This window comes from Acetobacterium carbinolicum (assembly GCF_047456275.1).
Classification (GTDB): domain Bacteria; phylum Bacillota; class Clostridia; order Eubacteriales; family Eubacteriaceae; genus Acetobacterium; species Acetobacterium carbinolicum.
Genome location: NZ_CP173357.1, coordinates 4,046,611 through 4,062,549 on the forward strand (window position 1 = coordinate 4,046,611; position 15,939 = coordinate 4,062,549).

At 42.1% G+C, this 15,939-nt stretch carries 19 protein-coding genes; 4 read left to right on the forward strand and 15 right to left on the reverse strand.

What is annotated here, in order from left to right; all coding sequences use genetic code 11:
* Positions 1–38: 38 nt before the first annotated feature.
* From ACIZ62_RS18835 to ACIZ62_RS18845, 3 genes are all read right to left on the reverse strand, one after another.
* Positions 39–800, reverse strand: a complete 762-nt coding sequence (locus tag ACIZ62_RS18835) for an MBL fold metallo-hydrolase (RefSeq protein ID WP_414150944.1) — start codon at positions 798–800, stop codon at positions 39–41.
* Positions 801–936: 136 nt separating this feature from the next.
* Positions 937–2,295: a sensor histidine kinase gene (locus ACIZ62_RS18840; RefSeq protein ID WP_414150945.1), complete on the reverse strand. Its 1,359-nt coding sequence runs from the start codon at positions 2,293–2,295 to the stop codon at positions 937–939.
* 4 nt (positions 2,296–2,299) lie between these two features.
* On the reverse strand, positions 2,300–3,001 hold the full coding sequence (locus ACIZ62_RS18845) for a response regulator transcription factor (protein WP_414150946.1): 702 nt from the start codon (positions 2,999–3,001) through the stop codon (positions 2,300–2,302).
* A gap of 145 nt (positions 3,002–3,146) precedes the next feature.
* Between ACIZ62_RS18845 and ACIZ62_RS18850 the strand changes: the two genes are divergently transcribed.
* The 4 genes from ACIZ62_RS18850 to ACIZ62_RS18865 are packed head-to-tail and all read left to right on the forward strand — an operon-like array spanning position 3,147 to position 5,712.
* Positions 3,147–3,911: an ABC transporter ATP-binding protein gene (locus ACIZ62_RS18850; protein WP_414150947.1), complete on the forward strand. Its 765-nt coding sequence runs from the start codon at positions 3,147–3,149 to the stop codon at positions 3,909–3,911.
* Positions 3,908–4,633: an ABC transporter permease gene (locus ACIZ62_RS18855; protein ID WP_414150948.1), complete on the forward strand. Its 726-nt coding sequence runs from the start codon at positions 3,908–3,910 to the stop codon at positions 4,631–4,633. The genes ACIZ62_RS18850 and ACIZ62_RS18855 overlap by 4 nt, the downstream gene beginning before the upstream one ends.
* 12 nt (positions 4,634–4,645) lie before the next feature.
* The gene (locus ACIZ62_RS18860; protein ID WP_414150949.1) at positions 4,646–5,410 is read left to right on the forward strand and encodes an ABC transporter permease; all 765 of its coding nucleotides are present in this window, start codon (positions 4,646–4,648) and stop codon (positions 5,408–5,410) included.
* Between the two features lie 2 nt (positions 5,411–5,412).
* Entirely contained in the window at positions 5,413–5,712 is a 300-nt protein-coding gene (locus ACIZ62_RS18865) for a hypothetical protein (RefSeq protein ID WP_414150950.1), read from the forward strand.
* A 170-nt stretch (positions 5,713–5,882) separates the two neighbouring features.
* On the opposite strand, the gene ACIZ62_RS18870 is transcribed toward ACIZ62_RS18865, so the two are convergent.
* From ACIZ62_RS18870 to ACIZ62_RS18925, 12 genes are all read right to left on the reverse strand, one after another.
* Entirely contained in the window at positions 5,883–6,017 is a 135-nt protein-coding gene (locus ACIZ62_RS18870) for a hypothetical protein (protein WP_414150951.1), read from the reverse strand.
* Positions 6,010–6,414 carry a GFA family protein gene (locus ACIZ62_RS18875; protein ID WP_414150952.1) on the reverse strand — a complete coding sequence of 135 codons (405 nt, stop codon included), beginning with the start codon at positions 6,412–6,414 and terminating at the stop codon, positions 6,010–6,012. The genes ACIZ62_RS18870 and ACIZ62_RS18875 overlap by 8 nt, the downstream gene beginning before the upstream one ends.
* A 289-nt stretch (positions 6,415–6,703) precedes the next feature.
* Positions 6,704–7,168: a DUF4825 domain-containing protein gene (locus ACIZ62_RS18880; RefSeq protein WP_414150953.1), complete on the reverse strand. Its 465-nt coding sequence runs from the start codon at positions 7,166–7,168 to the stop codon at positions 6,704–6,706.
* Positions 7,169–7,335: 167 nt separating this feature from the next.
* Positions 7,336–7,755, reverse strand: coding sequence for a hypothetical protein (locus ACIZ62_RS18885; protein WP_414150954.1), 420 nt, complete (start codon positions 7,753–7,755; stop codon positions 7,336–7,338).
* 109 nt (positions 7,756–7,864) lie between these two features.
* Positions 7,865–8,392, reverse strand: coding sequence for a putative immunity protein (locus tag ACIZ62_RS18890; protein WP_414150955.1), 528 nt, complete (start codon positions 8,390–8,392; stop codon positions 7,865–7,867).
* A 105-nt stretch (positions 8,393–8,497) separates the two neighbouring features.
* Positions 8,498–8,965: an N-acetyltransferase family protein gene (locus ACIZ62_RS18895; protein WP_414150956.1), complete on the reverse strand. Its 468-nt coding sequence runs from the start codon at positions 8,963–8,965 to the stop codon at positions 8,498–8,500.
* Positions 8,966–9,052: 87 nt separating this feature from the next.
* Positions 9,053–9,412: a hypothetical protein gene (locus ACIZ62_RS18900; RefSeq protein WP_414150957.1), complete on the reverse strand. Its 360-nt coding sequence runs from the start codon at positions 9,410–9,412 to the stop codon at positions 9,053–9,055.
* An 8-nt stretch (positions 9,413–9,420) separates the two neighbouring features.
* Positions 9,421–9,930, reverse strand: coding sequence for a HEPN domain-containing protein (locus ACIZ62_RS18905; RefSeq protein WP_414150958.1), 510 nt, complete (start codon positions 9,928–9,930; stop codon positions 9,421–9,423).
* A gap of 32 nt (positions 9,931–9,962) precedes the next feature.
* Positions 9,963–11,150, reverse strand: a complete 1,188-nt coding sequence (locus tag ACIZ62_RS18910) for a hypothetical protein (RefSeq protein ID WP_414150959.1) — start codon at positions 11,148–11,150, stop codon at positions 9,963–9,965.
* Between the two features lie 218 nt (positions 11,151–11,368).
* Positions 11,369–12,727: a 23S rRNA (uracil(1939)-C(5))-methyltransferase RlmD gene (gene rlmD, locus ACIZ62_RS18915; RefSeq protein WP_414150960.1), complete on the reverse strand. Its 1,359-nt coding sequence runs from the start codon at positions 12,725–12,727 to the stop codon at positions 11,369–11,371.
* Positions 12,728–12,788: 61 nt separating this feature from the next.
* Positions 12,789–13,388: a TetR/AcrR family transcriptional regulator C-terminal domain-containing protein gene (locus ACIZ62_RS18920; RefSeq protein ID WP_414150961.1), complete on the reverse strand. Its 600-nt coding sequence runs from the start codon at positions 13,386–13,388 to the stop codon at positions 12,789–12,791.
* 245 nt (positions 13,389–13,633) lie between these two features.
* Positions 13,634–15,745 (reverse strand): YhgE/Pip family protein, encoded by a 2,112-nt coding sequence (locus ACIZ62_RS18925; RefSeq protein WP_414150962.1) that lies wholly within the window; start codon positions 15,743–15,745, stop codon positions 13,634–13,636.
* Positions 15,746–15,939: the final 194 nt, after the last annotated feature.

Sequence of the window (15,939 nt, forward strand, 5' to 3'; positions counted from 1 at the left end):
ACTGCCGTGTCGGTTAAACTTCCTAACAAGTACTAATATTATAGCCAGATAGCAAAATCTTTGTAATCAAACGTTCCACTACCGTGATGCAGTTTTCCCTCAATTTTTAGCTGCTGAAAAGCATTCTGCATCCTGTTAAGTATTTCCGGTTGAATATCCAAGTTGTGATGTGCCGGGAAAACTCGTTTTACCGGCAGTGCTGCAACTCGTTCGATTGATTTTAGATATGCCTCCGGGTCAGTAGATGGGTAATAAGCAAACAAAGTATCCTTGTAAACCAGATCACCAGTGAAAAGATAACCACGTTCTTGCTCATAAAAGCACATATGACCAGGTGAATGACCGGGTGTATGCAGCACCTTTAAGGTACGCCCGCCAATGTCAATTACATCATTATCCTTCAGAACCCTTGTAGGCATACCCTGAAAAAACTCGTAATTGTCCACATTATACCCCTGTGGCAGATCGCAGCGATCTACTACCATGTCCTTGATTTGTTCAATGGACAGCGGGAATTTTCCATTCAGCCAGTTTAGTTCATCCTCATGAGCGAAAAAATCCGAAAAATCTTTATGACCACCAATATGATCCCAGTGAATATGAGTTGCCACAGCGGTAACCCGCCTATCAGTCAACTTGATTACCTCGTCGTAAATATTGCAAATACCAAGTCCTGTATCAATCAAAAGGCTACGCTCAGAACCGTTAAGCAAATAGCAATGCGTTTCCTCCCAATGACGGTACTCACTAATAATATACGTTTCTTTGTCTATCTGATCCATTGTAAACCAATCATTCATTTTCTAATTCCTCCAACATATTATTAAAATTCTCTGTTATCGTTTGGATTGACGATATAAACAATTTGCATTTCGCATTGTCTTGATAATGACTGCTTTTCACGCACTTTTTCTTGGTTTTGCCATAATAAGCTGCTCATTTTTGAAAGGTCAGGGTTGTTGTAAATCCATGATTAGCAACACTCTTTATCTGCATTGTTCCCTCATGGGCATCCACAATCTGCCGGACAAGCAGCAGCCCTAAGCCATGTCTCAAATCCAGCCTTTCATCAGTGCTTTTCATATAATGAGGTTTTTCCTCTAATTCTTGCAGCTTTTCAGCCGATAATCCAATACCATTATCAGCGATAATAAGGATAAGGGAAGTATCGGAGCAATCAATGGATAGCTTGACATGACAGCCTTGCAGATTGTGTTTCATACTATTCTGTACTAAATTGTTTACAGCCCGCGAGATTAAGCGGGGGTCACAGTTAATTGCGGCTGTTTCAGCAGCAGGAGTGATTTCAATTTCAATGGAATAAATATCGGAAATACCTGTATTGAATAATTCTGCCACATAGGAACGCAGCAACTTTGATACTCTAACCGGCTCTTTGTGTAACGGCTGCATTTCATATTCCAACTGTGATACCAAATTCAAATCCTGTACCAGATCTTTAATCTTAACACTTTGGTTCCGAATAATTTCCGCCTGTTCCTTAATAGAACTGTCTGCAACACTACTGTCTGCGATACGCCCAGCATACCCCATAATCATAGAAAGAGGTGTCCGTATGTCATGGGAAACACCGCTGATCCAATCGGCACGCGCTTCATTCTGCCTGCTTAATATCTGCGATGCTTTATTCACGCTTTCAGCCACCTCAGAAAGCCCCCCGCGTATGGAAAGCGATACCGTCTTACCATTTGAGAGTGTTTCAATGGATGAAATAATCGGCTCTGTACTCTTGATGATTTTCTGTTTCGACAAATGGTAAGCGAAAAACAGCAGAAGCAGATCAACCGCTAACATTCCTGAAAAATAAAGCGGCAGGGTTCTAATTGCTTGAATCGAAAAATAATTGCTTGTGAGTTTGGTATAGCTGTCTTTCGGATAGCCCAATACCAGTAATCCGCTATCGGTATTCCAAACAAAAACAGGATAATCTTCAAGATAGCCCCTTGAAAATATAGAGACATCCTGAACGGTATAGTGCGCCGGAATGTTCTCCGGGGCATTAACAGACCACATGGTTTCTCCTGCTGCATTGAGGAAAATAGCCCAAATATGATTGCTTTCCAATTTATTGCGGGCTTCATCTGATAGTCCCTCCAATGTAGACGCTGCGGCAACTTCTTCCAACATATTATTAGGTGATATCGCCCCATAGTCCTTTTTAATAACGCTATGAAAAGTCCATCCAAAGGTAATAACATTGATAAGCAGCAACACAAGAATAAAGCCTGCAAAAGATACCAGGTGCTTAGATATATACCTTCCGAATGATTTCATCGCGTCACTTCCTTGTATTCAATTTGTAGCCTAATCCCTTGATCGTAATAAGGGCAACAGGTTTTGACGGGTCTGTTTCTATCTTTTCCCTTATACGCCGTACATGGGCATTTAGACTGTTTTCATACCCAAAAGGATTATCCCCCCAAAGAGCTTCGCAAAGCGCATCCACAGTGACAATTTTCCCCTCATTCCGGGCGAGTGCTTCAAGCAAAGTATGTTCTTTTGCTGTTAAAGGAATGACTTCACCGCTCCTGTTTACCTCTGCGCGACTGAAATCAATTGTACAACTGTCTAACTTCAACAGTAGGGCATCCTCTTTATAGCAACGGCGCAAGACTGCATAAACCCGCAATAATAATTCCTCCGGCATAAATGGTTTTGCAATATAATCATCTGCGCCGAGACCTAAGCCTGCCAACTTGTCCGTAGCTTCGTCTTTGGCTGTAAGAAAAATAATTGGAACATCAGTAAACGAGCGCATTTGTTCCATGAGCAAAAAACCATCCCCATCCGGCAACATGACATCCAAAATTGCTAAATCAGGTTTTTCATTTCTGCTGGCTGCAATACCTTCTTTAACAGAAGCAGCGATGACGATATTTTCAAAACCATCGTCCGTTAAGATATTTGTAACTAATTTGAGTAAATCCGGCTCGTCGTCCACGAGCATTATTTTTTTTGTGTGCAAAAACGAATGATCCATAGCGTTACCTCCGACTGTAAATAGTATATCATAACGCATTCATTTGGGTGCTATCTTGCGAAAAAGTAAGGTAAAAGTAAGGACGCGAGAATGTAAAAGTCAGGGTGGTATTATAACATGGAATCAACGAAAGGAGATGTTTCATATGAACTATGTTATCACAACAGAACAGTTAACGAAAAAATACAAAAATTTTACTTCCGTCAACAATGTTTCACTTCACATTCGCAAAGGTAGTATTTACGGTTTCATTGGCCCGAATGGAGCAGGAAAATCCACTACTATGAAAATGCTGTTGGGGCTGACCGCCCCTACAAAGGGTAGCTTTACCATTGATGGGAAGCACTTTCCAGATGATCGACTGGCAATCCTGAAAGAGATTGGTTCTTTTATTGAATCGCCCTCGTTTTATGCTAACCTGACAGGCCGGGAAAACCTTGACATTATCCGCCGAATTTTGAGGTTGTCGAAAAGCTCGGTAGAGGATGCTTTAGAATTAGTTGGTCTTACCGAGTTTGGTGACCGTCTGGCAAAGAAGTATTCGTTGGGTATGAAACAGCGTTTAGGTCTTGCCGGGGCGTTGTTGGGGCGTCCGCCGATCCTTATTCTTGATGAACCGACCAATGGACTTGATCCGTCCGGTATCCATGAAATTCGTAGTTTGGTGAAATCCTTGCTCGACCTTTACGATTGCACCATTTTAATTTCATCGCATATGCTCTCTGAAATTGAATTGATTGCGGACGACATTGGTATTCTCAATCACGGGCGTTTATTGTTTGAGGGCAGCTTGGATGATTTACGTCAAAACGCATTACAGTCCGGGTTTGCTGCGGACAATCTGGAGGATGTGTTTCTTTCAATAGTGGAAAAGGACAATGCAGCAAGAAAGCAGAGAGCAAAGCTATGAGGACACTTGCCATCGAGCTTCGGAAAGAGAAACGGACTGGCATTATTCCCATATTGTTAGCGGTTGGTATTTTGGGTGCTGCATACGCTTTTGTCAACTTCCTTGTGCGAAAGGATACGTTGCTGAACCTGCCGTTAGCTCCAATGGATGTGCTGCTGACCCAACTTTACGGCATGATTATGATACTAAATATGTTTGCCATTATAGTAGCCACCTGTATGGTCTACAACATGGAGTTTAAGGGTAATGCAGTCAAAAAAATATATATGCTTCCTATGAGCGTTCCGGCTATGTACTTTTGTAAATTTTTGATTATAACCATGATGTTTATGGTGGCTGTCGTCCTGCAAAATCTGGCACTGGTGCAAATTGGAATGACAGACTTTCCGCAAGGAGCGTTTGAATTAGGGACGCTGATAACTTTTGCCGGGTATTCGTTTATTACTTCCATGCCGGTACTGTCCTTTATGTTATTGGTTTCCTCTCGCTTTGAAAATATGTGGGTTCCCCTCGGAGTAGGGGTAGCCGGATTTTTAAGCGGCATGGCTTTGGCGACATCAGATATGGGGGTGCTGCTTATTCATCCCTTTGTTTTAATGCTAAAGCCTGCCGTAGCTATGAGCGCACAGCCTGATATGACAGTTACAATTGTTTCTGCAATCGAAACAGTCCTTTTCCTTGGCGCAGGATTATGGATGGCCAAAAACCTGCGCTATGAGTAAGGAGGAAAACTGATGAACTTTTTAGAATTGCTCAAAATTGAGTTTATGAAAGTGAAACGCTCTAAAATTATTCCCCTGATTTTCGTTGCCCCATTGCTGGTGGTGGCATCGGGGATCGCCAATTTGAGCAGCTATTTCACGCCTGAATATACCAATGCCTGGCCAGCCATGTTCATTCAGAGTGCTTTGGTCTACGCCTACTATCTGCTTCCATTTTCTATGATTGTAGTCTGCGTAATGATTTCAGGACGGGAAACACAAAACAATGGTATATTAAAAATGCTAGCTCTGCCAATCAGCCGTTATACACTCTCACTGGCAAAGTTTTGTGTACTTATGTTTTATCTTTTCATGGAAATGGTACTTTTCCTTGTAGTATTTATGATTGCAGGGTTAATTGCAACAAGCTCAATGGGTATTACCGAAACACTTCCGGTGCTTTATCTTCTAAAATGGTGTGCGGGGCTGTTCCTTACCATGCTGCCTTGTGTGGCGACGATGTGGGCGATTACGGTTCTATTTGAAAAACCCTTGCTTTCTGTGGGTTTGAATCTGCTCCTTGTCATCCCCGGCGTCTTGGTGGCTAACACACCGCTCTGGATTGCCTATCCGTATTGTTACAGCGGCTATCTGGTGTCCTGTTCGCTGCATGATTTCACAGCAGCATCTCCCGATACCGCATTTTCGCTGATACCGTTCCTGCCTTGCGCGATACTAATCTTTGTGCTGGTTCTTACGCTGGCTGTTATCCAATTTGGAAAGAAAGAAATGAGGTAAATATGATGGAAAATAAAAAACTTCAAAAATTAAGTGTGGCGGCACTGGTTGTTAGTGTCCTGCCACTGGCAACCTTTCTCCCAACGCTATTCAAAATTACTCTTTCAGAAGGGGTACGTAGTATTTGGGCGGGAGCAAATATCGTCTTTGTTCTTGCGGCTCTGTCCCTTTCCATGATCTGTGTGCGAAGCAGCGAAAGCCGTAGTGCCGTAAATATTATTTCTACGGCACTCAGCGTCTTATGGGCACTGATGATACTTGGGATTGTTGTTCTAACTTTGTTTCTGAACTTCCTGCAATAATAAGTAGGATATTGATTCCATATATCCTAATATCCCTGATAGATGTTGCTGACATCGTAATAAGAGAAAACTCCGAAAAAGTCGGCTTCGAAAAATAAAATAAATTATCTATAAAGCTACTTGCAAAACCATTCGGTTCTCATATGAAAAAGGATACTAATTCGACTGATTCACAAAATTCGATCAATATTTTTAACGTGTTTTTCAAGCTGAGTTAGCACTATTTCACTTTTTCTTGAATCATTTAATTTTTCGAAGGTTACACCAGCACCGTTTGTATGATAACGGTTTTTATTTTCATTCATTTGGGAGCTCTTCAAACTTTGGTACTTTCTCAAGCTCAGTATCCCAATTTGCTTTGCTTGCATAATAGATATGTCCTTGTGGCTTTATGTTTATATCACTGTCAATACTTCCTGCAGGAACGACCAGTAATTTTCCATCCATTTGTATATTTGGCAAAGCCGATCCACAATTAGTACAAAAACTTTTTATGTGCCCTTCTGAACGAAAATTAAAGGTTTTAGATTTTTCTTGGCCAGACAGCCACCTTAGCTTGGCTGTAGAAGAAAATAGATTGGCTGCATGGGCTGAACCTGTATCTTTGCGACATCGCCCACAATGACAAAGATAAAAATTCTCAAACTCTCCTTCTATTTCGTAAGTAACTTCACCACAAAGGCATGATCCTAAATATTTCATAATCTACTTCCCCTTCTTAAAAAATTCATTGCTTCATTATAAACTCTATTCTGTTACTTTATATTAGCTCATTCTTAACCTATTATATAGCATTCAACTTGCTACGCAATCTGTCCATCAATAACTTATCTTTTATTAAATCGTCCAACCATTTTCGCAAAACGCACTTTGAATAGGTTATCAGAAAGCACTATTTCTGTTTCCACAAACTAGAAACACACAAAACGTTGCGGAACCTGTGTCAAGTGATTTCTATCCTCTTTATCTACTCAGCCCAATCGGATTCTAGCTATTTATTTGTAAGTTCTTCGATGATGGATTTTAGTTTATCCTTAGATTCACCAAGGTTTTTTACATTCTCATCAATCAACGCCGATGCTTCTTCCGTAGACATTTTAAACTGCTCATCACCATTATTAACTTCGACATAATCCAGATTCTTGATTAAACCCAGTAACTGAATCGCCGATGGCGCAAAATCACTTTCATTAAAAGAATCCTCCTTTTCAGCGACATTTATGATCAGCCCATAGGGTTCCTGACTGGTTTCCAGCTGGATGGTGTAATCTTTTATTTTTCCCAAGCCCGTCTTTTCGATTAATGCATAAACGGCGGCATTGTCTCCCACAAACTCCACCTTGGCGGCATAGAGATCGTCCGCTGTTTGTTTGACTTCCTGAGATAATTGACTACATCCAGTCACACCAAAAATCAATAATGTCATACAGATTAAACTAATAGCCACTCGTTTCATTGTTTTCTCCCTGTTTATTCATAATAAATTACCCGCGCATTTCTATCGCCTAGATTCAATCACCTGTTTTTTCTACCCAATACTTTGCAACCGCAAGGTATCGTAGCGATAAATTTAATTACCCAATCTAAATCCTGTTACACGCATTCATTAATTACAAGACCTATTTAGACCCTAGCTACAATTTTTTGTGCAAAGTCGGTTGCTTCTTTTAAATCCTTTGCGTTTGGATGCGTTGGGGAAACAAATAATATCCTACCCTTGCAAACAAATTCATCAAGAACTTTTATTCCCTTTTCTTCAAGTATATTGCAAACTGTGATCTGCCTTTGACTGCCTGAAGCACAGCTTGTTACTAGTGCCGCATATTTGGGCACAGGTGCCTCAATCGTTTTTATGTACGTCAATAGCGCTGGCATACTGGCACCACCATAAATGCCGCCAACGATAAAAAGTAAATCAACATCATGCAAGGCCGGATTCTCAGTGATATTCTGGACTTTAATATTCAAAAATAAACCGATCGCTTCCGCCAATTTTTTTGAATGTTTGGTTTTCGTTGCATAAATGACAGCAGTCTTCATCATTTTCAATACCTCCAGTAATTTAATCATGACAAGGGGATACTTCCCGCCAGTTCCCGAAGATCTTCTTGCTTCAATCGCACCTGTTCCACTTTTTTACTCTTTGTCCTATTTAGCAATTCCAGTTTATTTTTGCCGGGTTCGTTTCATGCTCCACTGCTATGCTACGCAAAGCGGCTTCGATATGACCGCACTCTGCGGCGGCACATTGTTCAATTTCATCCCAGCTTGCCGCTGTCCCGAGCTGATCATAGGCCACTGCCAAGGCCCCATAAAAAGCCAAACCGATACAATGCTGGGCGGAATGAATGGTCGATGCCGATTGACCAATGGCCCGGGCCGCCGCTTGCGCCACTGGATTCCCCTCTGCGTCACGGGCAGCGCCATGGCAGGCGAGGATTTCCTTTTTTGCCTGGGGCAGTTTAATTGTCCCTGATAACCATTCCCGAGCCGCTTTCAGAGCCTTCTGTGGTCGCAAATCATTCGGGTAGTCCCGCTCCCATAATGGCTGCATGACCGCTTCACAATAAGTAATCGCCCAGTTTGCAAGGGTTTCTTTACTCTGGGTTTCGATTAATCTCCGCAACGATTGAATGTATGGTGCGTCCCAATCATTTAACATCTTTCTCGTTTTCGGCATGTTTATTCCTCTCCTTTTTAGTCGTTCTGATAAATGCCTTGATAATTGGGATGATAATGGATATCAACGGGATCGCTGTTATGCAATTCCCGGACCATCCCCATATCATGTATCGAGTAATCCCGGTTCTTTCTCCATAAATACCAGATTCAGATCTTCTGACAGCAGTTTAGTTTTGAATTGAACAAAGCCGAGGCGTTTATAAAGCCTTAAATTTCTAAGACTTTGATCGCTGGTAAACAGTTCTTGCCGTAGTCCTAAGTTGTCTTTTTCAATTTCTTTCAGCAGTGCTGTACCAATGCCCTTTCCCTGATAATCGGGATGTACAATCAATTTGCCGATATAGACCGTGTCATTGTCAACAAAGCCTCTGACCGATCCAATCAGTTCATTCTTTTCATTAACGACCTTATAGAATGTTCCTTTTTCAAACTCCATAAACACTTCTTCCAGTGTTTGGGTCAATGGTTGAATTTCATAATTATTTAACAGTCTCGCTTCGCTTTGGTATGCTAAATACTGAAGTGACAAAATAGTTTCAAGATCTGCTTTTCCAGCTTTTATGATTTTCATGTTTTTTTCCTTCCCGGGTATTGCGGGGATAATTCACACGTTATGAACGCTTCGAATGACAAAGGGTCGTTTCGCCTGTCATACTCGTCATTTCACGGCCCGCTCCACCATCATCTTGCCCAGTCCCAAAACTCGGCTCAATTGACGGATACTGCCACCGGTTTCCTGCTGAATCTGTCGGATCAACTGGGTTCGCTTTTCAAACGACTGTTCGCCCAGATCCTGATATTCGCTGTTCTGTCTCAGCATATCAGTAAGCTGCGCATTACACCATCTGGTTTTTTGATTGATTTCCAGAAAATCATCCTGATTTTCTTCCTCCGAAAAACGAACAAAATCTGCCGACGATGGAAAATAATCTTTGATGATTTCAATATTAAGTTTAGACGAATTTATTTGATAGGCCTGGATAACTTTATCATAACTACTCCATGGATATTCTTCCAATCTGGCAATTATTCCTGCAATAACATTTCTTCGATTTCTTTTGTTACTTTCATAATCGCAGTAGTAATTGCCAATAAACTACTCCAATCAGTAACTATAGTTTTACGTTCGTGCGCATATCGTAAAAATACAAATGCATCGCTAATTTCCTCTAACACTAACTCAAAATTATCTCCTCTAGCGTATTGAAACTGCACAGTATTCTTTATTTTATTTTGACAATCTTCTGGCAATAGCTTATACAACGCTAAAATACGATGCGTCTTACCAAAGTCAATATCGTAGTTATATAACATTGACTTTATATATAACTCGCATGCAAATGCCATATTAACGGATACTACTTGTATCAATTGAAACGAATCTCTGAAAATAATACCTGCTCCAATATAAAATTCATCTGCATTTTCATGCGCCGATTTTGCTAGTTCTTTTTTATTCGTTTTCACATTGCCTATTTTGTCATGCAATTTCGATGAATTAGAAACCGGAATCCCTTCTTCTCTAATATCAGTCATACTACACCTCATTTCTTCAAGAATTAGGCCTATTAACTCGGAATATGAATAACTATATGATAAAGCTTTGTTATTATGTCATTACGTTTTAAATTTGTTACCGCCCACTTCAATTCGGGATATTGGTGATCTAGAGGTACCGTAAATTCATCCTGTTCAAACGGATAATTGTACGATTCAATAAATAGCAAGTAATTTTTCCAAAACTTAAGGAAATTACTTGTCTTTACATATGAGATGATAAAATTGCATCTATTGCCTAACGTATCATATTTATATATCTTATCAATGTGCTCAGATATGTATGCTTTGTCAATACTTGATAATCTTAAGGCTTCAATAATTGAATAAGGAATATTTTCTTTTCTAACTAAAATATCAACTTCTCCTGCTTGTTTTCCGCCATTCGAGGTACCTTGTCTTGTCTGATCTCGCAAATTGTACCCAGAACATGTAAGCAAGTCTCTAATAAAATCATTCATCTCATCTTCGAGTGATTCTTTATACATATGGTTCGCTTGCAATCTTTCGCTACAAAGAAACAAATTTTGTAAAAGGGTATATTCGAACAAGTCTTTTTTTATTGATTCGTACTGCTCATAATTTAATTCTTCAAATTGTTCTTGTAGATCTTTCGGCATTAAGTCCCAATATTCTTGCAGATCGGTATCAGGAAATAGCTCTTTAAACAAATCTTGATTTTTTAAAAATATTATTAGCATTCTTTCTAAGCTACCGGGTAGAAAATCCTGATCTGTAAAAAAAATGTAATAGTATTCTTTAAAATTAGTAATTGCCTTTAAAACATAATTTTCTCCATCTTCTGAAGTATATGTACTTTTAATTTTAGTAACTAAATTGCTATCCAGCTTATTCGTAAGAAGATCCTCAGAATCGTCAGTACAATCGGCCCACCACTGAAGTATCACATAAAGCAAAAATTCATACTTTGGTTTTACATACTCCCTAATCACATCAGACCGGACAATATCATACAGATCATAAACCATTTCATTCCATGTATCGTTATTAATTTTTAAGTTGTTGTAAGGTAAAAAGCATTCTGGCGTAAAACCATTGTCATCTTCCAAATAATCTAGTAGAACCCTGATAATGGATTCTACATTTTTATTTACATATTTTGTTATGCTCCTCTCAAGGTCTGTCAAAGAAGTATAGTCAAACAAATCTAAAGTTAACAAATAATCACCCACATTCATTACTATCTCAATAATTTACTACTGCCATTTATCAATTAAGAGCCTAAAAATGCCCTAACATCCATACTTATTCACTTAACTATTGCCGCATTAAATCATCCACTCGCACTGAAAATCTCTACCTATGTCTTATTCCAACGAACCGATACAATCACAATTTCCAAGCTCCAACTTTCATAGTCAAGCTCCCATAAATAGCTTCTTTAATGCTTTTTTGTTTATTCACTTTTCTTTGTCATCAACACCACCGTCTCCACATGCCCCCCATGCGCAAACAAATCCACCAACTGTACCTTCTTGACCTCATACCCCGCCGCCACAAAAAACGGCAGATCCCGCGCCAGTGATGTCGCCTTACACGAAACATACACAAATACCTTGGGTTTAAAATCCAGAATTTTAAAGATCGCTTTGGGGTGGATGCCGTCCCGGGGCGGGTCCAGAATAATCACATCGGCCGGATCGTGGAGGTTGGCCACTTCCACCATCACGTCGCCGGCGATAAACTGGCAATTGTCCAGGCCATTCTTGGTGGCATTGGCTTTGGCGGCTTCAACCGCTTCGGCAACCAGCTCGATGCCGACCACCTTTTTAGCAACGGGCGCCAGTACCTGGGCAATGGTGCCGGTGCCGCAGTACAGATCATAAATGACTTCGTTCTGTTCCTGACCGACAAAGTCCCGGACCACCGAATAGAGCTTTTCTGCTCCTAAGGTATTGGTCTGGAAAAAGGAAAAGCTGGTGATTTCAAAGGTCAGTCCTAAAATCTTATCTTCAATTTTATCTTCGCCGTATAGAATTCTAGCCGTTTCGGCTTTGACCACATCGGCGACGCCATCGTTTTGGGTATGCAGAATTCCTCGGATCTGACCGATAAGCGGTAGCTCCAGCAGGCATTTAACAAAGGCCGCTTCGTCGAGCGTTCCCTGGGTGGTGGTGGCCAGATTGATCAGCAGGTCACCGGTGTGTTTTCCTTTTCGCACGACCAGATGTCTTAAAAAGCCTTCGTGGCTGCGTTTATGAAAATAGCTGTCCCCGGTTTGGGCAAAATAGCCCAGCACCGCCGTTTGAATCTGGTTAAAATCTTCATCGGTAATCTTGCAGCCATCGGTTTTGACGATATTATAAAAGCTGCCCTGTTCGTGAAGTCCCAGCATCAGCGGGCCATCTTTTTCGTTATCGCCGAAAGAATATTCCATCTTATTCCGGTAACCAAAAACCTCGGGGCTGGGGACAATCCCCTCATAGGCAAAGTCTGTTATACCGGCCTGATTAAGCAGGTTTAAGACGTAGCTTTCTTTGAGTTTGAGCTGTTCTTGATAGGGCAGGTTCTGGTAGGTACAGCCCCCGCATTTGGCAAAGACAGCGCAGGCGGCGTCAATTTCATTAGGGGCTTTTTCCAGTACTTCCACGATTCGGCCTTCAAATTTTTTTCGTTTCTTGGCAATATTCACCCGTACCCGTTGCCCTGGCAGGCCGTTTTTCATAACGACTTTTTTTTCGCTGTGCATGCCCCAGGATTTGCCGGGGAAATTAAATCCTTCTATTGTTAATTCAATCACTTCATTCTTTTTCATATGGACTCCTTAAATTTTCTTGTTGCTTATTTGGGGCTGTTGATTCAGCCGGTCTTCGCTGTTACGCTTTGGTCAGTTCCTGAAAATAGCGGGAAACGGCAAACATCCGGGCCCCGTTGATAATATCTTTAATGCTGATGGTGATTTCCTCGGGCGATTGCTTCATCCCGTTTTGCGCCCAGTCAATGATCATCCCCACCACCCCATAAGATAAAAATTCGGCGGTGAATGTTTTCTTCTGGGGCGTCATCACCGGGACTGCTTCCGAGTTCATTTTGCGGTCACGGGACAGGTGTTCAATCATTTCCATAAAAATTTCCTTGGTGACGGTAAACAGATAGTTCTGAAATTCGGTGCCAGCGATCTCTTTTAGGGTCGTTTGATAAAAATGGCTATCACTTTTCATCGTCGTTAGTAGCTCCAGCACCTTGACGTCCCAATTTTCGATCGTCAGATCTTTTCTGATCACGAGGATCGCTTCCTGATAAACGATCCAGTTGATCAGATCGTATTTATCCTGAAAATGATAATAAAAGGTCTGGCGGTTCAGGCTACATTCGGCGGTAATTTCGGCGATGGTAATTTTTTCAAAACTTTTATTAGTTAGAATATGCTTAAAGCCTTTGGCGATGGCTTTTTTGGTAATTGACGCATCGGACATGCAGATACTCCTCATGATCTTTTTTAAAAATAATTATATCATTTCAGCTTGTTATTTCAAAGTGATCGACGGCAAATAAAAAGAACCCCACATATTGATGATATGCAGCGTTCTTTTTATTTGGTCTATCTATGTTGGTTTAAAGATTTTTGCAACTGAACTGGTCATTGTGCAGTGTGCGGGCGAGGGTCTGACCCCCTGGTCATCACTGATCGCCCCTACCTTAAATATTTAATTCTACTTATTTAGAATGACTGGTCTGAATTCAGTTCGGCTTTGACCGTCATATCTTCTTTATCAGCTTTCCGTTTCTTAATCATGGTCAGTAAAATCGTGGCGGCAAAGAACACCACCAGATAAATAGCCAGAATCAGGAAACTATGCCAGAAGTCACCGGAGATTGCGCCGGTAATGGTGTCCTTAAACACCACTACTGAATAGGTCATCGGCATAAAGGGGTAAAGCACCTGGAAGAATCTTGGCACCGTTTCGATCGGGAAGGTCCCGCCACAGGAAGTCAACTGCAGAATCAGCAGCGTCAATGCCACAAATTTCCCGGCATCGCCCATGTGGATAATACAGAACTGGACAATCGCCAGGAAGGTCATCGAGACCAGACAAACCGAAACAAAGTATAAGCCGGTATGGGCGATTTCCAGCCCTAAAGCATACTTAATGATACTGCCCAGCAAAATCGCCTGGGCCAGACCCAACAACAGGTAGATAAAACTGCGGGCGGTTTTATTACTGCTTTCCCGGGACAAAATCTTGAATTTCTGATCGGCATCAAAATAGATCCCAAAGAAGATAATCAAGGCCCCAACCCATAGCGACAGGGACATAAAGTAGGGCGAAAAGTAGGTGCCATAGTTGGCAATCGGGTCAATAATCTCATCGTCCACAGTTACCGGCTCGCTGACATAGGTGCCCAAACCATTTAATTTGGCGGTATCGGCATTGGCATCATTCACGGCGGTGGTGACGCCGTTCTGGGCGGTAGTAATGCCGTTGCCTAACTGCTGCTGACCATCGACCAGGGTCGTGGCACCACTCGCCAGGGTGGTAGCACCGTCAGCCAGGGTATAAACGCCATTGGTCAAGGTGGTGGCCCCGTTTGATACCGCAGTAGCGCCGTTTGTCAGTGATGAGGCGCCATCTGAAACGGCACTGGCACCATCTGAGATACTATCAGCGGCATTGTTTAATTGACCGGCGGCGGCACTGACGATGGCAATCCCATCATCCAGATTGCTGGTACCGGCGGCCAATGCCTGGGTGCCGGTAGCAATGGCATCGGATGCTCCGCTTAACTGACTGCCCGCCGCTTCCAGTTGGGCAATGCTCTCGGCATTATCGCTGGAGGCCATATTCGAAATAAAGGCCGCAAACTGGGGATCGGCCATTAATTCGGGATGTTCGCCGACAAAGTCTGAAATAAAAGCCGAAGTCTGGTTGACATTGCCAATCAGGGTATCGACCCCAGCGGTATAGGCCTGAATCCCCTGATTAAGCTGCTCGGTTCCGTCAGCCAGAGTCGATGCGCCATCACTGACCTGGGCTGAGCCGCTTTTGAGGGTACTGATGCCATCATTGAAATCAGCGAATTTTGCGGCAAATTCTGATGTTCCGGCGGCCAGAGTTTGGGTCCCATCGGCCAGGGTCTGACTGCCGGCGGCGAGGGCCTGGGTGCCAGATGCCAGAGTTTCCGAGCCCGTTGCCAATTCCCGGGAACCGGCGGCCAGCGAATCGGTGCCGTTAGCTAAGGTCTTAGAGCCACTCAGCAATTGGGCTGAGCCACTGGAAAGCTGGCTTAACCCATCGTTAAGGGTCCCCAACTGACCGGGCACCTTGGCGACCTGATCGGTCAGATTGTTGACGATTTCGCCAGAGATACTCTCGCGTAAGCTGGTTTCCATTTGCAGCTCAGCTTTTCCTAAAATCTGACTGGCTAAATAATTTCGTTTTTCGTTGGGCGAAAAGATAATGCTGGCCGCCTGTTTATTGACGGTGGCCGCTGACGCAATATTTTGTGAAAAACTGCGCGGCACCACAATCATGGCATAGTAATCATCCGCTTCGGTCCCGGCTCGCCCGGTGGCTTCATCGGTAATCACGTACTTAAAGGTGCCATCCTTAATCAGTTTATCGAGAAATTCGTCACCGAGATTTCGCTGTTGATTATTGATGCTGGCGCCCACATCGTTATTGACGAGTGCGATTGGTAAATTATCCAGTTTTGAGTAGGGGTCCCAAAAGGCACTGAGATAGAAAAAACTATACATAAGGGGAATAATAATGACGCCGATGATAACGATAAATCTCACCGTATTGGCTTTGTTGACTCTATTTTTATTCATTTTTGCTCCTTTCATGTGCGTAAAGGAGTATAGCACGACGCTGTTCAGCTTGTAATTATACGATTGATTAAACTTGTCTAAAATCCCGACAACTTGGCTGATTTGTCTTAAAATGAAAACGGTCTCCTTATTTTTCTTAAGGTTTTGAATATGAATCTAAAAAAAAGAACCACTCCTTAATGAAGTGATCCCTC